Source organism: Bifidobacterium sp. ESL0822, assembly GCF_052606675.1.
This window is the reverse complement of record NZ_CP199596.1, coordinates 775,650-799,198: the sequence shown is the minus strand read 5'-3', so window position 1 is coordinate 799,198 and position 23,549 is coordinate 775,650. Positions and strand designations below refer to the sequence as shown.

Genomic DNA, 23,549 nt, shown 5'->3' with positions numbered 1-23,549 from the left:
TCCTTATGGGCCGTCCATCCTTGGCGGGATGGATGGAGTGTGGTGGGGGCGCGGGAAGGGGTGCCGGCTCTCTTGGGGTTTGAGCCTTAAGCGACACTTTTCCTCCCTGCTCCCCCTGTATAGGCCGGGGGCAGGGGGATTGATACGCCTCCGACCTTTCTTACTCGTGCGAAGCGTAAAGCAGCTGGTGCTGTTCTCTCCGGTGGCGGCGTGAGGCCAGGACCCCGCCCATTCCGGTCATGCCCGTAGCCAGGGCGAGCAGGATGCCTTCCCCGCCGGCTTGGGGGAGCACGCCTGCAGGCAGGTACGTGTATTTGAGGGAGGCGTCCGGCTGTTGTGCTGCGCCGCCTATCGTGTAGTCGACGCTGACCGTGACTGTGCCCGGCTGGTGTGCAGGCGTGAGCACGCTTACGCTGCTGCCATCGCTACTGGTCAGGTTCGCGCCGGAGCTGATGTCGAATCTGACACCGACGATCACCGGCGTCAGATTGAACACCACCGACACAGGAACGTTCGAGTCGTTTCTGGAGTCGTCGCCGAGCTGGCCATACCGGTTTTCTCCCCATGTGTTGGCGTTTCCGTCCGTGCTGATCGCCAGCGAATGCCGCCAACCGCCACTCATTAGTACGGCATTTAGCCGATGATCGGCCGAGCTTGTGGACTGATTGGAGGCGAACACTTTCACGGGGATTGTCCGATTGTTTCTGGTGTTGTCGCCGAGCTGACCATAGCTGTTTAATCCCCATGCGTAGGCGTGCCCGTTGCTGCCCACGGCTAGCGAATGCTCTTGTCCACCGCTGACTTGTGTGGCTTTCAGTCCTTTGCTCGTATCAGTTGGGCTGTCGGGATCGCGCACGCGCACAGGGATAGACGAATGGTTGTCGCTGGTGTTGCTGCCGAGCTGGCCATAGTAGTTGTATCCCCATGCGTAGGCGTGCCCGTCGCTGCCCACGGCCAGCGAATGATCGCCTCCGGCGCTCACCTGCACGTAAGTGAAATTCCCGGGCAGGTCCGCATACGTCTTCTGATCAGGTATCTTCGCCATGACGGGCGTGGCCCGTTGAATGGTTGTCCCGTCGCCGAGCTGGCCATACTTGTTGTCTCCCCAGGCGTACGTGTTCCCGTTGTTACCCGTGGCTAGCGAATGATCGTATCCGGCGCTGACTTGTGTGGCTTTCAGTCCTTTGCTCGTATCAGTTGGGCTGTCGGGATCGCGCACGCGCACAGGGACAAGACACTTGGCGTTACTATTAAATTGCCCCATGGGGATGCTGTCGTTGCCGAGCTGGCCAAACCCGTTGTGTCCCCATGCGTATGCGTATCCGTCGCTATCCATGGCTAGCGAATAATTGTATCCGGCGCTGACTTGTGTGGCTTTCAGTCCTTTGCTCGTATTAGTTGGGCTGTCGGGATCGAGCACGCGCACAGGGATAGACGAATGGTTGTCGCTGGTGTTGTTGCCGAGCTGGTCAGAGTCGTTGTGTCCCCATGCGTATGCGTATCCGTCGCTGCCCACGGCCAGCGAGTGTTGGCCTCCAGCGCTGACCTGCACGTAGGTGAAATCCGCTGGCAGATCCGGATACGTCTTGTGATCAGGCTTCTTCACCATGACCGGTGTGGTCCGTTGAATGGTTGTTCCGTCGCCGAGCTGGCCAAACGTGTTGTCTCCCCAGGCATATGCGTTTCCGTCGCTGCCTACAGCCAAGGAAAAGCCAGTGTTATAGTCTTTTCCTCCGCTGATCTGGCTGAATTTTATGCCTTGGCCGGGTGGCGGGGTGATAGTGGTTGTCTGCTCGCCGAGCTGGCTGCCCTTGTCGGGGTTGATGGTCCATGTGCCTGACGTCCAGTGGGCGGTGAGAATGAGGTCCTTGGTGACGGGTTTGCTGAAGTCGTAGGCAATGTTGTCGATAAACCATCCGTCGAACTGGTAGCCTTCGCGCGTCGGGTTGGGAGTGGGGCGCTTGACTCTGCCGTAAGGGTAGAGAATCTGCTGCGGATCTGGGGTCGGGTCTCCTCCTGTCGCGTTGAAGCTGACGGAGTGGCCGGCCTTTGGGCTGGCATCTCTGGTCAGGGTCTGGTCGACGGTGTATTTGAGGTCTCTGGTGAAGGGCTGCTCGTCTTGTTTGCCGGCGATGAGAATGGCGGTTTGCCCAGGCTGGCGGGTGGGAATCTCCGCGTGCCATAAATCGTCTTTCTTGCTGAGTTTCAGCGACTGGCCGTCCATGCTGGCTGATTCCAGGATGGGCGCCTGTGCGGTGTTGATTCTTGCTGGTTGGCCGGGCTGGTCCTGCTCGCCCAGATTCCAGGTGAACACGCCGCCCTGCTTGTCCACGGCGATGATGCTGTTGCCTATGCTTGCGGCCTGCGTGTAGTGGTGCTTTCCGTTGTCTGCGCTGGCGGGTGTTTTGCCGGGTTTCCAGGCCCAGATGTGGCCGTTCTCGTCGACAATCATGGCCTGGTCTTTGTTGGCGGTGATCCGGCTGACCTGCGCGCTGTCCGGCAGACTGATCTGGATCACGGCGGTAGTGTTGTCGGCCAGGTACCAGGCCTGTCCTTTCGCGTCCAAAATAAGGAACCCTTGGTTGAGGGCTTGGGCTTGGACGGTGCGCATGCCCGGATCCTGTTTGACTCGTTCGGGCTTGGAGTTCTCAATGGTCGTATTCCATGTCCAGGCGTGCCCGTCCGCGTCCGCGATGAGAGCCTGGCTGTCGGAGGCGGCGACGGTGATGGCCTGCGCTTGTCCGGGCAGGCTGGTTGTGGCTTGTTCTGTCGGTTTTGTGTTTTGGCTGTCGGCCTGGCTGGTCTGATAGGCGTGGACCTGTCCCTGCTGGTCCACGGCCAGCAGCCGGTCATTGTCCATGCTGATGCTGGTGAACTTGGTGTTCGGGCCGGTGTCGAGGATGGTGGGAATGGCCTGTTGGCTGGTCCAAGTGTAGATGTGCTGGTCGGTTCCCAATGCGGCCTGCGATCGGTTGCCGGCTGCTGCTTGCAGGTAGTGGAACCCATCAGCAGCATGGGCGGGGAGAGAAACCTGTTCTGTTGTGCTGTCTTGCGCCCATGTGTAGATGTGGCCGTCGCCGGTCAGGCCGACAGTCTGGTTTCCAATGGTGTGGATGCTGGCGTAATAGGGTTCCTGTCTGCTTGGTGGGCTGATGGTCAGCCGGGTGCCGGAGGCGGGCCCGTGGTCCGGGCTCAGCGTCCAGTCCGTGGTCTTGGTCCACTTGGCTTTCAGGGTCATGTCCTGAAGGATGGGGGTCTGGAAGTCGAAAGACTGGCCATCATGAGTCCATCCGTCGAACCGGAAGCCTTCACGTTGTGGATTCTGTTGCGGGGGAGCGGCGAAGGTGCCGGTTTTCACGGTTGACTGTGTTGGCTTACTGCCGTCGTCGGGGTCGAAGCGCACTGTGTGCGAAGTCTGATTATCTGTCTTTTCGGCTGATTGAGTCGGTGTGGTGTCCGTGTTGCTAGGTGTTGTCGTCGATGACGAGGTGCTTGGGCTTGCTGTTGGGTTTAATGGCGTGGAGGTTTGTATTGGTGAGGGTGATGGCAGTTGGGCGTTGGTTGCGTTGCTGGGGAGGGTGCCGGGGGTTTGGTTAGCTACGTGAGGGGTCTGACGACCCCCCCCCCCGGTGAGTATGGGAGCGTCCGCCTGGGCGGATGTGACTCCCAGGCCTGCCAGCAGGCCCAGCAGGACGACCATCATCGCCAACGTGCGACGCAGTTGGGAAACCACATGCATAACTCGTAAACCCCTTCATCAACACCAAGCGGAGCCAATGCCGCTTGCCACCAAACGTCTTGTCTACCGGAAAGCAGTTCTGCCTTTCAACACCAGTCTTGCATTCGATTGCAGGAACCGTGGCGAAAGCTAGCTGTCTGTCCATCACCCCGATTTTTACCCTACCACTCATCCAGCAGATAGCACTCACACGATAGCCCAGTTGCCCGTCGATATTGAACTTGATGCTCGAGTAAGGGCGGTTGCTTATAGCAACTACGAGTTTGTAGGGAAATGAACAGTGGCCGGCCTGGCTGGGAGTTTACACGTCTCTCGACTAGCTGAGCTGGAGTTTGCTTCTTTCTTAGGGGGGGGGGAGTGCATGCCTGCCCTCGGCTTCTGCCTACAGAAGTGTGGTGGGGGCGCGGGAGGAAGTGTCGGCTCTCTTGGGGTTGAGCCTTGATTGACACTGGTCTCCCTGCTCCCCCTAGGCGGGCCGGTGGCGGGGGGACGCCGCCCGGCCGCTCTTACTCGTGCGAAGCGTGAAGCAGATGGTGTTGTTCTCTCCTATGGCGGCGTGATGCCAACACCCCGCCTATGCCCATTGTGCCTGCGGCCAGGGCGAGCAGGATGCCTTCCCCGCCCGCCTCAGGAAGAGTGCCTGCAGGCAGGTACGTGTATCTGAGGGAGGTGTCCGGCTTTTGGGCTGCGCCTACCAATGTGTAGTCGACGCTGACCGTGACTGTGCCCGGTAGGTGTTCGGGCGTGAGCACGGTGACGCTGCCGCTATCTCCGCGTGTCAGGCCTGATACGGGGGTCTGGTCGAATCTGACGCCGGTGATCACCAGCTGCAGGTTAAACACCACCGGCACAGGAGCCGATTTGTTGTTTGTGGTGCCGTCGCCGAGTCGACCAGAGTCGTTGCGTCCCCATGCTTTGGTGTTCCCGTCCGTGTCGATGGCCAGCGAATGCTGGTCACCGGCGATTATTCGCACGGCGTGCAGCCAGGGGCCGGCCTTGCTTGTGGACTGTTCGGAGGCGAGCACCTTTACAGGGTAATAGTAGCCGCTGGTTGTATTGTTCCCGAGCTGGCCCTTATCGTTCTCTCCCCAGGCGTAGGCGTATCCGTCGCTGCCCAGGGCCAATGAATGCTCGTATCCACCGTCCACCTGTGTGGCTTGCAGTCCTTTGCTCTCGTCATCAGGGTTGGCGGGGTCGCGCACGTGCACAGGAACAGTCGAATCCGTTGTGCTGTTATTTCCGAGTTGGCCGCAGTAGTCGAATCCCCAGGCGTAGGCGTATCCATCGTTGCCCACGGCTAGCGAATGAGAGTATCCGGCGCTCACCTGTGTGGCTTGCAGTCCTTTGCTCTCGTCATCAGGGTTGGCGGGGTCGCGCACGTGCACAGGAACAGGATTCGCGTTAGTGCTGCTGGTCTTCCCGTTGCCGAGCTGGCCATTTTTGTTGTATCCCCAGGCGTAGGCGTATCCGTCAGTCCCGATGGCCAGCGAATGCCGCCATCCGGCGCTCACCTGGGTGGCTTTCAGCCCTTTGCTTACGTCAGCGGGGTCGCGCACGTGCACGGGAACATCAGACAAATCGTCGCTGGTGTTGTTGCCAAGCTTGCCATATTCGTTGTATCCCCAGGCGTAGGCGTATCCGTCGCTGCCCACGGCTAGCGAATGAGAGTATCCGGCGCTCACCTGTGTGGCTTGCAGTCCTTTGTTTGCGTCCTCGGGGTTGGCGGGGTCGCGCACGCGTATTGGTTTTGATGAATCGGACTTGGTCTTGTTGCCGAGTTGGCCATAGTGGTTGTATCCCCAGGCGTACACGTATCCGTCACTGCCCAAGGCCAACGAGTAATAGCTTCCGGCGCTAACCTGCACGTAGGTGAAATCTGCAGGCAGGTCCGGATACGTCTCGCGGTCAGGTGTCCTCACCCTGACCGGCGTATGCCGCTCGGTGGTCGTTCCGTCGCCGAGCTGGCCATACCTGTTGTCTCCCCATGCGTAGGCGTTCCCGTCGCTGCCCACGGCCAAGGAAAAGCCATAGGTAGTACTACTGTCGTTTTTTGATCCGCTGACTTGGCTGAACCTGATGTTTCGCCTGGTGATGTCAGGCGGGGTGATGATGGTGGACTCGTTGCCCAGCTGGCTGCCCTTATCGGGGCTGATGCTCCACGTGTTGTTGGGGTCTTGGAAGGTCCATTTGGCGGTGAGGGTGAGGTTTTCGGTGACGGGTCTGCTGAAGTCGTAGGCGATTTTGTCGGTGAACCATCCGTCGAACTGGTAGCCTTCTCGTGTCGGGTCGGGGGAGGGGCGTTTGACTCTGCTGTTTGGGGTGGAGAAATTCTGATCTGCTGGTTCGGGGTTTCCTCCGTCCGCATTAAAAGTGACTTTGTAAGTGGCGCTTTGCTGGGTGTCTCTGGTCAGTGTCTGGTCGACGGTGTAGCTGAGGCTCCTGGTGAAGGGTTGGCCGTCCTGCCTGCCGGCGAGTGTGATGATGGCTGGTCCGGGCTTGCGGGCGGGGATTTCCGTCTGCCAGGAGCGGTCTTTCCTGCTGAGTGTCAATGTTTGGCTGTCCATGCTGGCTGATTCCAGGGTGGGTCCGGTGGCATTGTCGGTTCTGGCTGGCTTGCCCGGATTGTTTTGAGCGTCCAGGCTCCACGTGAACATGTCGCCCTGTCGATTAATGGCGGTGATGCTGCTGCCGGCAGCGGCGGCCTGTGTGTAGGGTTGTTCCCCGTTGTCTGCCCGGATGGCTGTTGCGCCGGGCTTCCAGGTCCAGATGCGGCCGTCCGTGCTGGTGATGATGGCCTGGTCCTTGTTGGTGGCGATACGGCTGGCTTTTCTGTTTTCGGGCAGACCGAGGGCTGCGGAACTGCCTGTGTTGTCGTCCAGGTACCGGGCCTGCCCGTCTGCGTCCAGGAGGAGGAACCCCTGGTTGAGGGCCTGGGCCTGGACGGTGCGTGTGCCTGGTTCCTGTTTGATGGGTTCCGGTCTGGCTTTTCCGGTGTTGCTTGTCTCCCGGGTCCAGGCCTGCCCGTCTGTGTCCACGATGAGGATCCGGCTGCCGGATGCGACGGCGAGGACGGCCTGCCCCGGTTCGGGCAGGCTGATTGTTTCCTGTGCTGCGGGTTTCGGGTTCGGGTTTTGGCTGTCGGCCTGTTCGGCCTGGTAGGCGTGGATCTGTCCCTGCCGGTCCACGGCCAGGAGCAGGTCATTGTTGATGCTGATGCTGGTGAACCCGGCATCCTGTCCGGTGTCCAGGAGCGTGGGCGCGGGTTGTTGGCTGGCCCAGGTGTAGATGTGCCGGTCGGATCCGATTGCGGCCTGCCGGCGGCTGCCTGCCGCGGCCTGCAGGTAGCGGAACCCGTCGGGAGCCTGGGCCGGGAAGGGCACCTGTGTTGTTGTGCCGTCTTTCGTCCATGTGTTTATGCGGCCGTCGCCGGTCACGCCGACGGTTTGGTCTCCTGCTGTGCGGATGCTCGTGTAGTAGGGTTCCTGCCTGTCGGGCGGGATGATGGTCAGCAGGGTGCCGGTGGCGGGCCCGTGCTCCGGGCTCAGCGTCCAGTTCGTGGTCTTCGACCACTGGGCTTTCAGGGTCGTGTCCTGCAGGATGGGGGTCTGGAAGTCGTAGGGCTGGCCGTCGAGCGTCCATCCGTCGAACCGGAAGCCATCACGTTGCGGGTTGTGTTGTGGGGGAGTGGCGAGGGTGCCGGTCTTCACGGTCTCCTGTGTGGGCTTGCTGCCGTCGGCGGGGTTGAAACGCACCGTGTGCGTGGCGCGATCAGCCGTCTTCTTTGTTGGCTTGGCCGGAGCGGAGCCTGTGCCCTCAGGTGTTCCCGTCGGCGGTGACGGGGTGTGCGGGTTTGGCGTTGCTGGGCTTAATGGCGGGGTGGCTTGTATCGGCGATGGCGAGGAAAGTGGGATATTTGATGCGTTGCCGGGGACAGTGGCGGGGGTTTGCTCAGCTACGCGAGGGGTCTGACGACCCCCCCCCCCCCCGGTGAGTATGGGAGCGTCCGCCTGGGCGGATGCGACGCCCAGGCCTGCCAGCAGGCCCAGCAGGACGATCATCATCGCCAACGCGCGACGCAGACGGATAACCAGATGCATGAAACCAAAACCCCTTCACCAAACACCAAGCGGAATCAATACCGCTCATCATTTGAAATTCTACCTGCCAGCGCCAGCCCTGCATCGGATTACAGGAATCGGGGTGGAAGCCAGCTGTCTTCTCGACATCCCCTGTTTTTCACCCTACCACCCGGTCAGTAGACAACACACGAACCAGAGGCAGTTGCTTGGCGCAGTGATCCTCTCGGTCAAGGAGAGTCGTTGTTGACAGCGTTATTTGAGAACGGGAGCACGGACAGCGTCCGGGCCGGCTCGAGTTGCAAACTTTGCAAACTCTATGGTCGACTCTTCTGTGTTCATCTCCCTTCCTGGGCGGCAACAAGAGAGGTTTGCCTGTATCCTCACAGGCAGAAGTGTGGTGGGGTCGCGGGAGGGGTGTCGGCTTTCTTGGGGTTGAGCCTTACTTAAATGACACGTTTCTCCCTGCTCCCCCCCCCCCCCCCTACATGGGTCGGGGGCGGGGGGATTGATACGCCGCCCGGCCCGTCCTACTCGTGCGAAGCTTGTGACAGTTGGCGTGTTTCCCTCCGGTGGCGGCGGGATGCCAGGATCCCGCCCATGCCGGTCATACCGGTGGCCAGGACCAGCAGGATGCCTTCCCCTCCGGCCTTGGGGAGGACTCCTGCGGGCATGTACGTGTATTTGAGGGAAGTGTCGGTCAGGGTATTTCCCGCGCCGCCCGTTGTGTATTTAACGCTGACTGTGACTGTGCCCGGCAGGTGTGCGGGCGTGGTCACGCTGACGCTGCTGCCATCGCCGCGGATCAGATTCGTGCCGGGGCTGGTGTCGAAGGTGACGCCGGTGATCACCGGCTGCAGGTTGAACGACACCGGTGAAGGAACAAGACTCTGCCTTCCTGCATTGGGATTGCCGAGCTGACCATACCAGTTCTGTCCCCAGGCGTAGGCGACTCCGTCCGTGCCAATCGCCAGTGAATGCTGCCATCCTGTGCTGACTTGCAGGGCATTCAGCCAGGGTCCGGCCGAGTTCGTGGACTGCGCGGAGGCAAACACCTTCACCGGGGAATACCGGTCACTGGTGGTATTGTCGCCGAGCTTACCATAGCTGTTCCATCCCCATGCCCAGGTGTTCCCGTCCGTGTCGACGGCCAATGAATGGTAAACTCCTGCGCTCACCTGCACGGCTGCCACTGCGCCCGCATTCGCGGGGTATCGCACCTTTTGGGGGACGTAATTCGTGTCTGCATCTGTGCTGCTGTAGCCGTTGCCGAGCGAACCGTACTGATTGTAGCCCCATGCCCATGTGTTGCCATCCTCGCCGATAGCTAATGCGAACCATCCGCCGGCGCTCACTTGGACGGCCTTCAGCCAGGGGCCCGCAGCAGCCGTGGACTTGTTGGAGGCGAACACACGGCTGGGCGTGAGGTGGAAACTATTGTCGCTGGTGTTCTTGCCGATCTGGCCATGGGTGTTGTAGCCCCAGGTGTACACGTACCCGTCCTGGCCGAGGGCCATGTCGAAGGACCAGCTGGTGCTGATCTGCACGGCGTGGAGGACGTCGCTCGCATCCGAAGGGTCCTTGACCGTCATGGGCACGTTCTGCGGGCTGAAGCAGTCATAGCCGCCTCCTTTGGATATGCCGCCCCAGGTGTATACGGTGCCGTCGGCACCCAATGCCATGGAGTTCCAGGCTCCTGCGGCGACTTGGATGGCTTTCAGCCCTTCGCTGGAGTTGTTTGGCCCGTGCACGCGCACAGGTAGCGACGAATTGGATGTGGTGTTGTTGCCGAGCTGCCCGTGGTCGTTGAGCCCCCAGGCGTACACGTACCCGTCGCTGCCGATGGACAAGGAATGGTAGCCTCCGGCAACGACCTGCACGTAGGTGAAATCCGTGGGCGCGCCTGCGGGCTTCGGCACCGGGACGGGCGTGTTCTGCTGGACGGTCGTGCCGGTGCCGAGCTGGCCGAACTTGTTGTTGCCCCAGGCGTAGGCGTTCCCGTCGCTGCCCACAGCCAGCGAATACCCCGTCAGGTCAGCATATACGTATCCTCCGCCACTGGCCTGGCTGAACCTGATGCCTCGGCTGATGTCTGGCGGGGTGATGGTGGTGGATTCCTGGCCCGCCTGGCTGCCCTTGTCGGGGTTGATCTTCCACGTGTTGTTGGGGTCTACAAGCGTCCATTTGGCGGTGAGGGTGAGATTCTGGGTGACGGGTTTGCTGAAGTCGTAGGCGGTGATGCCGGTGAACCATCCGTCGAACTGGTAGCCTTGGCGCGTCGGGTCGGGGGAGGGGCGCTGGACCCTGCCGTAGACTGGCTGGATGCTCTGGTCCTGGGGGGTCGGGCCTCCTTCGCCCGTATTGAAATGGACCGTATAGGCGGAGCCCTGTCGGACCTCTCTGGTCAGGGTTTGATCGACCGTGTATTTGAGGCTTCTGGTGAAGGGCTGGCCATCCTGCCTGCCGACGAGTGTGATGGTGGCTTGCCCTGGCTTGTGGGCTGGGGCGTCCGTCTGCCAGGTGCCGTTCTGTTTGCTGAGTTTAAGTGGCTGGCAGTCCAGGCTGACTGATTCCAGGATGGGAGCCTGGGTGGTGTCGAGCCGGTCTGGCTGGTTTTGCTTGTCTTGAGCATCTGGATTCCACGCGAACAAGCCGCCCTGCCTGCTGATGGCGATCATCCTGCTGCCGGCAGCGGTGGCCTGCATGTACTGCTGGCTTCCGTCGTCCGCGCGTACAGGTGTCTTGCCGGGCTTCCAGGCCCATACGTGGCCGTCTTTGTCAAGGACTGTGGCCTGATCGCCGCTGCTGTTGATTCTGCTGATCTGCGTGCCGTCGGGCAGGCCGGCGACTGTGGGGCTGCTCATGCCATCTGCGAGATACCAGGCCTGCCCGTTCTCATTCAGGAGGAGGAACCCCTCGTTGAGGGCTTGTGCTTGGACGATGCGCATGCCCGGCTTCTGCTTGACGCGTGCGGGTTTGGCGTTTCCGGTATCAGTCGTCTCCCAGGTCCAGGCTTGTCCGTCCGCGTCCGCGATGAGGATCCGTCTGCCGGAGTCGACAGCGGTGACGGCCTGCGCTTTTCCGGGCAGGCTGGTTGTGGCCTGCTGTGTGAGTTTCGGGTTCGGGTCCTGGCTGTCGGCATCCCTGGACTGATAGACGAGGATTTGTCCCTGCCGGTCCACTGTCAGGAGCCGATTATCGGTGATGCTGATGCTGGTGAACCCGGCATCCTGGCCGGTGTCGAGGATGGCGGGCGTCGACTGCTGGCTGTTCCAGGTGTAGATCCGCTGGTCGGATCCGAGCGCGGCCTGCCATCGGTTGCCGGCTGCGGCCTGCAGGTAGCGGAACCCGTCGGCGGCCTGGAAGGGGGCGGGAACCTGCTTGGGTGTGCCGTCCTGCGTCCATGTGTAGATGCGTCCGTCCCCGGTCAGGCCGAGGATCTGGTTTCCTGCGGCTTGGATGCCGGCGAATTGAGGTTCCTGCCTGTCGGGCGGGCTGATGGTCAGGACTGTTCCGGAAGCGGGCCCGTGGTCCGGGCTCAGCGTCCAGTCCGTGGCCTTCGACCATTGGGCTTTCAAGGTCATGTCCTGGAGGACGGGGGTCCGGAAGTCAAAGGGCCGGCCGTCAAGCGTCCACCCCTCGAATAGGAAGCCTTGACGCTGAGGATTCTGTTGCGGGGGAGTGGCGAGGGTGCCGGTTTTCACGCTCGCCTGGGTGGGCTTGCTGCCGTCGGCCGGGTCGAAGTGCACCGTATGTGAAGCCTGATCCTCTGTCTTGTCGGCTGATTTGGCCGGAGCGGGGTCTGTGCTGTCCGGCGTGCCCGTCGCCGATGACGGGGCGCCTGGCGTGGGGCTTAGTGGCGTGGTGGCTTGTATTGGTGAGGGCAAGGAAAGCGGCGTGTCTGTTGCATTGCTGGGGAGCGTGGTGGAGGATCCGTCAGCTACGCGAGGGGTCTGAAGACCCCCTTCCCCGGAGGGGATGGGAGCATCCTCTTGGGCGGATGCGACACCCAGGCCCGCCAGCAGGCCCAACAGGACAATCATCATCACCAGGATGCGATGCAGCCGGACACCCAGACGCATGAAACCAAAGCCCCTTCACCAAACACCAAGCGGAGCAAACAACGCTTGCAGAATAAGGTTCCCCACGTCGGAAAGCCGCCAATCGCTCAACGCAAGACCGCGCAACAGACCGCACGAATCATGGCGGAACCCAGTCGTCTTCTCGACTTCCCCCTCTCTCACCCTACCACCCAACCCGCCAACAACACATACAAGCCAAATCAGCTCTTTTACGACAATGTTTTTTTGTTGAGGAATAGCGTTTGTCTACAGCGATTGTCTGGTACTGAGAGCACGGACGAAGACCGAGCGGACTAGAGTTTCTGTGCCCTTTGATTCACGTGCCCGAGTTTCCCTTTCGAGGGCAGAGGCGGGGGTGCGCATGCCTGCTCCTAATGTCTGTCAGCACCAGTCGACAGTAGTGTGGTGGTGGGGGCGCAAGAGGAGTGCCGGTTCCCTTTGGGATGAGCCTTGAACGTGGCATTCCTTCGTGCGCCCCCGTTGTAAGCCGGGGCTAGGGGGATTGATCCGCCTCCGGCCTGTCTTACTCGTGCGAAGTGTGCAGTAGCCTGTGCCGTTCTCTCCGGTGGCGGCGCGAGGCCAGGACCCCGCCCATGCCGGTCATGCCGGTGGCCAGGGCGAGCAGGATGCCTTCCCTTCCGGGTCTTGGGAGTACGCCTGCAGGTAGGTATGTATGTCTGAGGGAAGTATCGGGCTGCTGGGCTGTGCCGCCCAGCGTGTAGTCCACACTGACCGTGACCATACCCGGCACGTGTATTGGCGTGAGCACGGTGACGCTGTTGTCATTGCTATGTGTCAGGCCCGATACGGCAGTCTGGTCGAATCTGACGCCGGTGATCACCAGCTGCAGGTTGAACGTCACCGGCACAGGAACGAGACTGCGGCTTCCTGCGTCGGGATTGCCGAGCTGGCCAGCGTTGTTGTATCCCCAGGCGTAGGCGTTCCCGTCGCTGCCCAGGGTCAGCGAATGATATTGTCCGGCGCTGACCTGCACGTAGGTGAAACCCTCCGGCAGGTCCGGGTATGTCTTGCGGTCAGGCTTCCTCACCATGACCGGCGTAGTCTGATACTCGGCTGTCGTCCCGTTGCCGAGCTGGCCATTCTTGTTCCGTCCCCAGGCGTATGCGTTCCCAGCGCTGCCCACAGCCAAGGAGAAACAAGAGCTGTAGTCTGTCCCGCCACTGACCTGGCTGAATCTGATGCCCCGGCTGGTGTCTGGTGGGGTGATGGTGGTGGTTTCGTTGCCGAACTGGCTGCCCCTGTCGGGGTTGATCTTCCATGTGTTGTCGGGGTCTTTGAAGGTCCAGTGGGCGGTGAGGGTGAGGTTGTCGGTGACGGGTTTGCTGAAGTCGTAGGCGGTGTTGCCGGTGAACCATCCGTCGAACAGGAAGCCTTCGCGGGTCGGGTCGGGCGTGGGCCGTTGCACTCGCCCGTAGGGGTAGTCGATTTGTTGGGGGCCGGGTGCCGGGCTTCCTCCGTTTGTGTCGAAGCTGACCGTGTGGGTGGAGCCTTGTCGGATGTCTCTGGTCAGCGGCTGGTCGACCGTGTAGTTGAGGCTCCTGGTGAAGGGCTGGCCGTCCTGGCTGCCGGCGAGTGTGATGGTGGCTGGTCCGGGCGTGTGGGCGGGTGTGTCCGTCTGCCAGGCGTCGTTGTTCCTGGTGAGTGTCAGTGGCTGGCCGTCCATGCTGGCTGATTCCAGGGTGGGTGCCTGGGTGGTGTCGAGCCGGGCTGGCCGGGCCGGCCCTGCCCGTCCAGGCTCCATGTGAACATGCCGCCCTGCCTGCTGACGGCGGTGATCCTGCCGCCTGCAAGGACGGCCTGCGTGTATGGCTGGCTCCCGTCGTCCGCCCGGACGGGGGTTCCGCCCGGCTTCCAGGACCAGACGCGGCCCTCCTTGTCGGTGATGATGGCCTGGTTCTTGTCGGTGCTGATCCTGCTGGCTTTCATGCCCTCCGGCGGGCTGACGGCTGTCGGATCGGTGGTGCCGTCGGCGAGGTACCAGGCCTGTCTCTTTGAATCCAAGAGCAGGAATCCTTTGCTAAAGGCCTGGGCTTGGAGAATGCGCGTGTCCGGGTCCTGCCTGACGGGTTCGGGCTTGGCGTTGCCGGTGCTGTCTGCGTTCCGGGTCCCGGCTGGCCCGGTAGGTGTGGACCCGGCCTTGCCGGTCCACGGCCAGGAGCCGGTCGTCGTTCAGGCTGATGCTGGTGAACCGGGTGTCCTGTCCGGCGTCGAGGAGCGTGGGTGCCGCTTGTTCATTGTCCCAGGTGTAGATCCGCTGGTCGGATCCGAGTGCGGCCTGCCGGCGGCTGCCTGCTGCGGCCTTGCAGGTAACGGAACCCGGCGGCGGCCTGGGCGGGGGCGGGCACCTGCTTGGGTGTGTGGTCCTGTGTCCAGGTGTGGATGCGCCCGTCCCCGGTCAGGCCGACTGTCTGGTCTCCTGCTGCTTGGATGCTGGTGTAGTGGGGTTCCTGCTGGCCGGGCGGGTTGATGGTCAGCCTGGCGCCGGTGGCGGGCCCGTGGTCCGGGCTCAGCGTCCAGTCCGTGGTTTTCGACCATTGGGCTTTCAGGGTCGTGTCCTTCAGGACGGGGGTCCGGAAGTCGTAGGGCCGGCCGTCGAGCGTCCACCCGTCGAACCGGAATCCCTCACGCTGCGGATTGTGTTGCGGGGGAATAGCGAGGGTGCCGGTCTTCACGCTCGACTGGGTGGGTGTGCCGCCGTCGGCCGGGTCGAAGCGCACCGTGTGTGCGGCTTGACTGTCCGCCTTATCGGACGGCTTGGACGGAGAGGAGCCTGCGCCGTCTGTATTGCTTGTCGTCGATGATGGAGTGCTTGGACTCGGTGTTGCGGAACTTATCGGTGTGATGGTTTGTATCGGCGAGGGCGAGGGCGAGGGCAGGGGGGTGCCGGCTGCAATGCCGGGGGTGTGCTCAGCTGTGTGGGGGGTCCGGCGGCCCCCCTCGATGGATGGGGGAGCGTCCGCCTGGGCGGACGCGGCGCCCAGGCCTGCCAGCAGGCCCAGCAGGACGATCATCATCGCCAGGATGCGACGCAGACGGGTACCCAGATGCATAAGCCGAACACCTTTCGCCCACACCGGACACAGCCGCTTCCACCATCCCCCCAAGCGTGCCGATGAATCCCTGCCTACAACGTCCCATCCGTCAGGAAGCCGTCCAGTTCCCCAGTCCTCAAGCCGCCCCAGCGCCAGCCGTACAAGCCACATCGAAACCCAGCCAACTCCCCAACACCACTACACATCATGCTACCTGAAAACTAGAACAAGCGACGCCGTTTGTGATATCGGATCCATATAGGCCAAGCCAGCTTCGGGCTACGTGCCGGCACAATGCCTCTGTTTGCCGCCTCACCGATGAAAAAGCGAGCAAATATCCTGCCGCTAGCCAGTACTTCAACCTACCAGATTGCGCCTGCCGGTTGACCGCCAGCATATGGGGGCCGGGAAACGCTCGGAATCGAATCTAATCCGGATGTTGCATGGCTGTGTCCATGATGCCGATGCCAGTTCGTTGGAAGTCAGCATATGTGTGGTGGGAGGGGCGCGGGAGGCGTGTCGGCTCCCTTGGGGATTGAGCCTTCAGTGACACTTTTCCTCCGTGCGCCCCCGATAAGCCAGGGCCGAGGGATTGACCCGCCCCTGGCCGCTCTTACTCGTGCGAAGCGTGTAATAGTTGGTGTGTTTCCCTCCGGTGGCGGCGGGATGCCAGCATCGCGCCCATGCCGGTCATGCCGGTGGCCAGAGTGAGCAGGATGCCTTCCCCGCCTGCCTGGGGGAGCACGCCTGCAGGCAGGTACGTGTATCGGAGTGAGGTGTCGGTCAGGGTGCTTCCTGCACCGCCCATCGTGTAGTCCACGCTGACCGTGACCGTGCCTGGTTGGTGTGCGGGTGTGAGCACGGTGACGCTGTTGCTGTTGCTGATATGGTTCAGGTTCGTGGCAAGGCTGGTGTCGAACCTGGCGGCTGTGATCACCGGCTGCAGGGGGAACATCACCGACACAGGAACAGGATTCGGCTTCTTGCCACTAGTGGTGCCGTTGCCGAGCTGGCCATTGTTGTTTTGTCCCCATACTTTCGCGTATCCGTCAGCGCCGATTGCTGATGAAAAGTATCCTGCGCTGATTTGCACAGCATTCAGCCATGGTCCATCCGAGCTCGTGGACTGCGCGGAGGCGAACACCTTTACTGGGGTACTCTGATTGCTCGTGGTGTTGTTGCCGAGCTGGCCATAGTCGTTGCGCCCCCATGCCCAGGTGTTTCCGTTTGTGTCGACAGCTATCGAATGATTGGCTCCGGCGCTCACCTGCACGGCTGTCACTGTGCCCGTACTTGCGGGGTATTGCACACGCACGGGGACAGGATTTGCGACGTGTTCTCCGGTGCTGGTGCCGTTGCCGAGCTCACCATAGTTGTTGCGTCCCCATGACCATGTGTTCCCGTCCTCGTCGATGGCCAGCGCATGCCTAACGCCGGCGCTCACTTGGATGGCCTTCAGCCAGGGGCCCGCAGCAGCCGTGGACTTGCTGGAGGCGAACACGCGGCTGGGCGTGGGGTGGAAGACGGTGGTGCTGGTACCGTCGCTGGTGTTGTTGCCGAGCTGGCCGTTGGTGTTGTAGCCCCAGGCGTATACGTACCCGTCCTGGCCGATGGCCATGTCGAAGGACCATCGGGTGCTGATCTGCACGGCGTGGAAGACGCTGCTGGCATCCGAGGGGTCCTCGACCGTTGTGGGCACGGTCTGCGGGACAGTTGCGGGCAAGTTGGACGAGACGGCCCATGCGCTCTGGAAGCTGCCCCAGGTGTATACGGTGCCGTCGGCGGCCAATGCCATGGAGTTCCAGGCTCCTGCGGAGACCTGGATGGCTTTCAGCCCTTCGCCGGTGTTGTTGGGCCCGTGCACGCGCACGGGGGTTGACGAATTGGACTTGGTGTTGTTGCCGAGCTGCCCGCGGTTGTTATTCCCCCAGGCGTATACGTACCCGTCGCTGCCGATGGCCAGCGAATGATAGCCTCCGGCAACGACCTGCACGTAGGTGAAATCCGTGGGCGTGCCTTCAGGCTTTGGCACCGGGACGGGTGTGTTCTGCTGGGTGGTCGTGCCGTTGCCGAGCTGGCCATACTTGTTGTATCCCCAGGCGTAGGCGTTCCCGTCGCTGCCCACAGCCAGTGAATACCCCCCCGTCACATCAAACGGGGCGTATCCTCCGCCACTGACCTGGCTGAATCTGATGCCCCGGCTGGTGTCTGGTGGGGTGATGGTGGTGGTTTCGTTGCCGAACTGGCTGCCCCTGTCGGGGTTGATCTTCCATGTGTTGTCGGGGTCTTTGAAGGTCCAGTGGGCGGTGAGGGTGAGGTTGTCGGTGACGGGTTTGCTGAAGTCGTAGGCGGTGTTGCCGGTGAACCATCCGTCGAACAGGAAGCCTTCGCGGGTCGGGTCGGGCGTGGGCCGTTGCACTCGCCCGTAGGGGTAGTCGATTTGTTGGGGGCCGGGTGCCGGGCTTCCTCCGTTTGTGTCGAAGCTGACCGTGTGGGTGGAGCCTTGTCGGATGTCTCTGGTCAGGGTCTGGTCGACCGTGTAGTTGAGGCTTCTGGTGAAGGGCTGGTTGTCCTGTTTGCCGGTGATAACAATGGTGGCCTCTCCGGGTGTGTGGGCGGGTGTGTCCGTCTGCCAGGCGTTGTTGTTCCTGGTGAGTGTCAGTGGCTGGCCGTCCATGCTGGCTGTTTCCAGGGTGGGTGCCTGGGTGGTGTCGAGCCTGACGGGCTTGCCGGGCCGGCCCTGCCCGTCCGGGCTCCACTGGTGGAGGCCGCCCTGCCTGCTGATGGCGGTGATCCTGCCGCCTGCAAGGACGGCCTGCGTGTATGGCCGGCTCCCGTCGTCCGCCCGGACGGGGGTTCCGCCGGGCTGCCAGGACCAGACGCGGCCCTCCTTGTCGGTGATGATGGCCTGGTTCTTGTCGGTGCTGATCCGGCTGGCTTTCATGCCCTCCGGCAGGCTGACGGCTGTCGGATCGGTTGTGCTGTCGGCCAGGTACCAGGCCTGCCCGTCCGCGTCCAGCAGGAGAAATTCTTTGCCGAGTGCTTGGACTTGGACGGTGCGCATTTCGGTGTCTTGTCTGATGTGTACAGGCTTGGCTTTGCCTATGCTGTTCGCGTCCCAGGTCCAGGCCTGCCCGTCAGAGTCCACGATGAGGGTCCGGCTGGCGGAGGCGGCGGCGGTGACGGCCTGCGCCTGTCCGGGCAGGCCGGTCTCGGCCTGCTCCAGGGGTTTCGGGTTCGGATTCTGGCTGTCGGCCTGACCGGTTTGGAAGGTGTGGACATGTCCCTGCCGGTCCACAGCCAGCAGAAGGTCATCGTTGATGCTGATGCTGGTGAACCTGGTGTTCTGGTTGGCATCGAGGATGGTGGGTGTCGATTGTTCATTGTCCCAGGTGTAGATCCGCTGGTCGGATCCGAGTGCCGCCTGCCGTCGGCTGCCGGCTGCAACCTGCAGGTAGCGGAACCCGTCTGCAGCCTGGGCGGGGGCGGGAACCTGCTTGGGTGCGCCTTCCCGCGTCCAGGTGTGGATGCGCCCGTCGCCGGTCAGGCCGACTATGTGCTGTCCGGCGGCCTGGAGGCTGACAAATTGAGGTTCTTGATTTTTGGGCGGGCTGATGGTCAGCCGCGCCCCGGTGGCGGGACCGTGGTCCGGGCTCAGCGTCCAGTCCGTGGTCTTGGTCCACTGGGCTTTCAGGGTCGTGTCCTGCAGGACGGGGGTCCGGAAGTCATAGGGCTGGCCGTCGAGCATCCACCCGTCGAACCGGAAGCCCTCACGCTGCGGATTCCGTTGCGGGGGAGCGGCCAGGGTGCCGGTCTTCACTGTTGACTGTGTTGGCTTGCTGCCGTCGGCGGGGTCGAAGCGCACCGTGTGTGTGGCTTGCTCATCCGGCTTCTCTGCTGATTTGGCCGGAGCGGGGTCTGTGCTGCCGGGTGTTCCCGTCGGCGTTGGCGGGGCGCCCGGGCTCGGCGTCGTGGGGTTCAGGGGCGATGCGGTTTCCAGCGGCGAGGGCGAGGGCAGGGAGGTGCTGGCTGCGCTGCCGGGGGCAATGCCGGGGGTGTGCTCAGCTACTTGAGATGTCTGACGACCCCCCCCCCCCCCCTAAACACAGGAGCGTCCGCCGGGTCGGCGGACGCGACGCCAAGGCCTGCCAGCAGGCCCAGCAGGACGGTCATCATCGCCAGGATTCGACGCAGACGGGTAACCATATGCATGAAACCAAAACCCCTTCACCAAACATCAAGCGGAATCAACGCCGCTTGCCTATTAAAGTTCTTCGTTCTTCCAGTCGAAAAACCGTTCTGTCTATCGATGCCGATCCTGCATCAAACTGCAGAGTCCAATGGCGGAAGCCAGTCGCCTTCTTGACATCCCCTCCCTCTCACCATACCACCCAGACTTCAGACAACAAACACGAGCCAAGTCAGCTCTTTGACGACAACGGATCTTTTGGTTGGGAAAAGCGTTTGTTTACAGCGATTATCTGGTACTGGGAGCACAGACGAAGGCCGAGCGGACTTGGGCTCCATCCCCCCCCCCTGGTCGGCGTGCCCAAGTTTCCCTTTCGAAGGCAGAAACGTGCCGTGCATGCCTGCTCTCAATTCTTGACTGCAGTATTTGGACAGTAGTGTGGTGGTGGAGGCGCAAGAGGGGTGCCGGCTCTCTTGGGGGGTGAGTTTTAAGTGGCATTCCTCCGTGGGCCCCTGTTGTAAGCCGGGGGTGGGGGGGGGGGATTGATCCGCTTCCGGCCTGTCTTACTCGTGCGAGGTGTGCAATAGCCTGTGCCGTTCTCTCCTGTGGCGGCGTGAGGCCAGGACCCCGCCCATGCCGGTCATGCCGGTGGCCAGGGCAAGGATGATGCCTTCGCCGCCGGCATGAGGGAGAACGCCTGCAGGCAGGTATGAGTATCTGAGGGAGGTGTCGGTCAGGATGCGTCCCGCGCCACCCATTGCATAGTCGACGCTGACCGTGACCGCACCTGGCTGGTGTGCGGGCGTGAGCACGGTGACGCTGCTGCTGTTGCTGACAGGAGCCAGGTTCGTGCCTGGGCCGGTGTCGAACCTGGCTGCAGTGATCACCGGCTGCAGGTTGAACAACACCGACACAGGAACGTTTGAGTCGTCAGTAGTGCCGTCGCCGAGCTGGCCATAGATGTTTTCTCCCCAGGCGTATGCGTATCCGTTGCTGCCCACGGCCAGCGAATGATGGTCTCCGACGCTGAACCGTGTGGCTTGTAGCCCTTTGCTTGCGTCAGCTGGACTGGTCGGGTCGCGTACTGGCACAGGAACACTCGAGTTGCTTGTAGTGCCGTCGCCGAGCTGGCGATACAGGTTCCATCCCCAGGCGTATGCGTATCCGTTGCTGCCCACAGCTAGTGAGTGCTCGCCTCCAGCGTTGATCGCTGTGGCTTTGAGCCCTTTGCTCGTGTCCTTGGGGCTGGTGGGGTCGCGCACGCGCACAGGAACTGTCGAATCTGCTGTGTTGCTGTTACCGAGTTGGCCATAGTTGTTTAATCCCCAGGCGTAGGTGTATCCGTCGCTGCCCACGGCCAGCGAATGAGAGTATCCGGCGCTGACCTGTGTTGCTTTCAGACCTTTGTTTGCGTCAGTGGGGCTGGTGGGGTCGCGCACGCGCACAGGAAAAGACGAAGAGTTTTTGCTGGTGTTGCCGAGTTGGCCATAGTTGTTCAATCCCCAGGCGTATGCGTATCCGTCGCTGCCCACGGCCAGCGAATGGTGCCATCCGGCGCTGACCTGTACGGCTTTGAGTCCTTTGCTCGGGTCGGTGGAACTGGCGGGGTCGCGCACGCGCACGGGGAAAGACGAATCTGCTGTGGTGTTGTTGCCGAGTCGGCCATTGTCGTTCCATCCCCAGGCGTAGACGTATCCGTTGCTGTCCAAGGCCAGTGAATGCTCGTCTCCGGCGCTGACCTGTATGGCTTTGAGTCCTTTGTTTGGATCCGTGGGGCTGGCGGGGTCGCGCACGCGCACAGGAACAGAGGAATTCGTTGCGGTGTTGTTGCCGAGCTGACCATGCTGGTTGCTGCCCCAAGCGTATACGTATCCGTCGCTACCCACGGCCAGCGAATGCCATTTTCCTGCGCTGACCTGCACATAGGTGAAGTCGGTCGGCACGCCTGCAGGTTTCCTGACTATGTTCGGCGTAATCCGTTGAGTGGTCGTCCCGTCGCCGAGCTGGCCATAGGTGTTGTCTCCCCATGCGTAGGCGTTCCCGTCACTGCCCACGGCCAAGGAAAAAACATAGGTATAGTATTTTGCTCCGCCAACCTGGTTGAATCTGATGCCGCTGGTGCTGTCTGGCGGGGTGATGGTGGTGGTTTCGTGGCCGAGCTGGCTGCCCTTGTCGGGGCTGATCCTCCAGGAGGTGTTGGGGGTTTTGCTGGTCCACTTGGCGGTGAGGGTGAGGTTTTCTGTGACGGGCTTGCTGAAGTCGTAGGCGACTTTGTTGATGAACCATCCGTCGAACTGGTAGCCGCTGCGGGTCGGGTCGGGGGAGGGCCGTTGGACCCTGCCGTAGGGATAGTCGACCTGCTGGTCTCCGGGTTTGGGACTTCCTCCGTCCGTCTTGAAGGTGACCGTGTAGGTGGAACTCTGTCGGATGTCCTTCAGAAGCGTCTGGTCGACCGTGTAGTTGAGGCTCTTGGTGAAAGGCTTATTGTCCTGTCTGCCGGCGAGTGTGATGGTAACTGGTCCGGGCTGGCTTGCGGGCATTTCCGCCTGCCAGGAGCCGTCTGTTTTGCTGAGTGTCAGTGACTGGCCGTCCATGCTGATTGATTCGAGAGTCGCTGGTTGGGTGGTATTGAGTTTTGTTGGTTTACCGGGTTGGCCTTGGGCATCGATGCTCCACGTGAATAGGTTGCCTTGCCTGCTTATGGCGGTGATCCTGTCGGCTGTAGCAGCGGCCTGTGTGTAGTTCTGGTTTCCGCTGTCTGCACTGTTGGGTGTATCGCCTGGCTCCCACGCCCAGAGGTGGCCGTCCGTGCCGGTGATGATGGCCTCGTTCTTGTTGGCGTTGATCCGGCTGGCTTCCATGTTTTCCGGCAGGCCGGTGATTTCGAGGCTTTTCTTGCCATAGGCCAGGTGATAGGCCTGCCCGTCCGCGTCCAGCAGGAGGAACCCCTGGTTGAGGGCTGCGACTTGGATGATGCGCATTCCTTGATTTTGTTTGATGCGTTCGGGTTTGATGTTGCCGGTTTTGCTTGCGGCCCATGCCCAGGTTTGCCCGTCCGTATCCACGATGAGGGCCTGGCTGCCGTCGTTGACGGCGGTGACGGCTTGCGCCTGCCCGGGCAGGCTGGTTGTGGCCTGTTCGGCGGGTTTCAGGTTCAGGTCCTGGTTGTCGGCATCGTTGGCCTGGTAGGCGTGGACCTGTCCCTGTTGGTCCACCGCCAGCAGCAGGTCATTGTTCATACTGATGAAGTTGAACTTCATGTTCTGGTTGGTGTCCAGGATCACGGGTATTGGTTGTTTGCTGTTCCATGTGTAGATGTGCTGGTCGGATCCTAATGCGGCCTGCCATCGGCTGCCTGCCACGGTCTGCAGGTAGCGGAACCCGTCGGGCGCCTGCACGGGGAGAGCAACCTGAGCGGGTGTGCCGTCTTGCGTCCAAACGTAGATGTTGCCGTCGCCGGTCAGGCCGACAATCTGGCCGCCTGCGGCTTGGAGGCTGGTGTAGTAGGGTTCCTCCCTGTCGGGCGGGCTGAAGGTCAGCCGTGCGCCGGTGGCTGGCCCGTGTTCCGGGCTCAGCGTCCAGACCGTGGTCTTCGACCATTTTGCTTTTAGGGTCATGTCCTGGAGGATGGGAATCTGGAAGTCATAGGGCTGGTCGTCGTGTGTCCACCCGTCGAACCGGTAGCCTTCGCGCACAGGGTTGTTTTCCGGAGGGGATGCGAGGGTGCCGGTTTTCACAGTTGACTGGGTAGGTGTGTTGCCTTCGCCTGGGTCGAAGCGTACCGTGTGCGAAGCTTGACCGTCCGACTTGTCGGATGGCTTAGTTGTAGAGGAGTCCGCGCTGTTGGCGGCGTCCGTCGACGTTGACGGGTCTGGGCTTGATGTCCAGGGGTTCAGGGGTGAGGTGGTTTCCAGTGGCGAGGGTGAAGGCAGGGGAGTACTGGTTGTGCTGTTGGGGAGTGCGCCGGGGGTTTGCTCAGCTACGCGAGGGGTCTGGCGACCCCCCCCCCCCCCCCGCTAAATACAGGAGTGCCCGCCGGCCCGGCGGGCACGACATCGTCCGCGTTTGCGGACGCGACACCCAGGCCTGCCAGCAGGCCCAGCAGGACAATCGTTGCCGCCGACGCGTGACGCAGACAGGTACCCAAATGCATGAAATTAATCCCCTTCACCAAAATCAAGCGGTATCAGCACCGCCTATCTACAAGCATTAACGTCTTTAAAGTCGATGAACCGTCGATATTGCGCACTTCAATAGCCAGCATAGCGGAAGTCAGTTGTCTTTCAGACGTCCCCACCGCTCACTCTACCACCAAGCCAACAAACACGAGATGCAAATGCAGGGCGGTAGGCCTATGCAACAGCTGATCCCATCTTGCCTGGCGGATAGAATGAACAAAAAACACGTCAC

The 23,549-nt window shown here is 61.8% G+C and carries 9 protein-coding genes; all 9 read right to left on the bottom strand.

All coding sequences use genetic code 11. The annotated features are described in order from the left end of the window. Positions 1-160: 160 nt before the first annotated feature. Positions 161-3,739 carry an RCC1 domain-containing protein gene (locus ACUIAF_RS03285; RefSeq protein WP_445339003.1) on the bottom strand — a complete coding sequence of 1,193 codons (3,579 nt, stop codon included), beginning with the start codon at positions 3,737-3,739 and terminating at the stop codon, positions 161-163. Positions 3,740-4,245: 506 nt separating this feature from the next. Further along, positions 4,246-7,836, bottom strand: a complete 3,591-nt coding sequence (locus ACUIAF_RS03280) for an RCC1 domain-containing protein (RefSeq protein ID WP_445339002.1) — start codon at positions 7,834-7,836, stop codon at positions 4,246-4,248. A 509-nt stretch (positions 7,837-8,345) separates the two neighbouring features. Next, on the bottom strand, positions 8,346-11,897 hold the full coding sequence (locus ACUIAF_RS03275) for an RCC1 domain-containing protein (protein ID WP_445339001.1): 3,552 nt from the start codon (positions 11,895-11,897) through the stop codon (positions 8,346-8,348). A gap of 523 nt (positions 11,898-12,420) precedes the next feature. Next, entirely contained in the window at positions 12,421-13,659 is a 1,239-nt protein-coding gene (locus ACUIAF_RS03270; protein ID WP_445339000.1) for an InlB B-repeat-containing protein, read from the bottom strand. Beyond that, the gene (locus ACUIAF_RS03265) at positions 13,563-13,919 is read right to left on the bottom strand and encodes a hypothetical protein (protein WP_445338999.1); all 357 of its coding nucleotides are present in this window, start codon (positions 13,917-13,919) and stop codon (positions 13,563-13,565) included. Before ACUIAF_RS03265 ends, ACUIAF_RS03270 begins: the two co-directional genes overlap by 97 nt. A gap of 230 nt (positions 13,920-14,149) precedes the next feature. Further along, entirely contained in the window at positions 14,150-14,968 is an 819-nt protein-coding gene (locus ACUIAF_RS03260) for an InlB B-repeat-containing protein (RefSeq protein ID WP_445338998.1), read from the bottom strand. Between the two features lie 595 nt (positions 14,969-15,563). Continuing rightward, positions 15,564-18,770: an RCC1 domain-containing protein gene (locus tag ACUIAF_RS03255; protein ID WP_445338997.1), complete on the bottom strand. Its 3,207-nt coding sequence runs from the start codon at positions 18,768-18,770 to the stop codon at positions 15,564-15,566. A gap of 245 nt (positions 18,771-19,015) precedes the next feature. Beyond that, entirely contained in the window at positions 19,016-19,162 is a 147-nt protein-coding gene (locus ACUIAF_RS03250; RefSeq protein ID WP_445338996.1) for a hypothetical protein, read from the bottom strand. 540 nt (positions 19,163-19,702) lie between these two features. After that, positions 19,703-22,876 (bottom strand): RCC1 domain-containing protein, encoded by a 3,174-nt coding sequence (locus ACUIAF_RS03245; RefSeq protein ID WP_445338995.1) that lies wholly within the window; start codon positions 22,874-22,876, stop codon positions 19,703-19,705. Positions 22,877-23,549 lie beyond the last annotated feature (673 nt).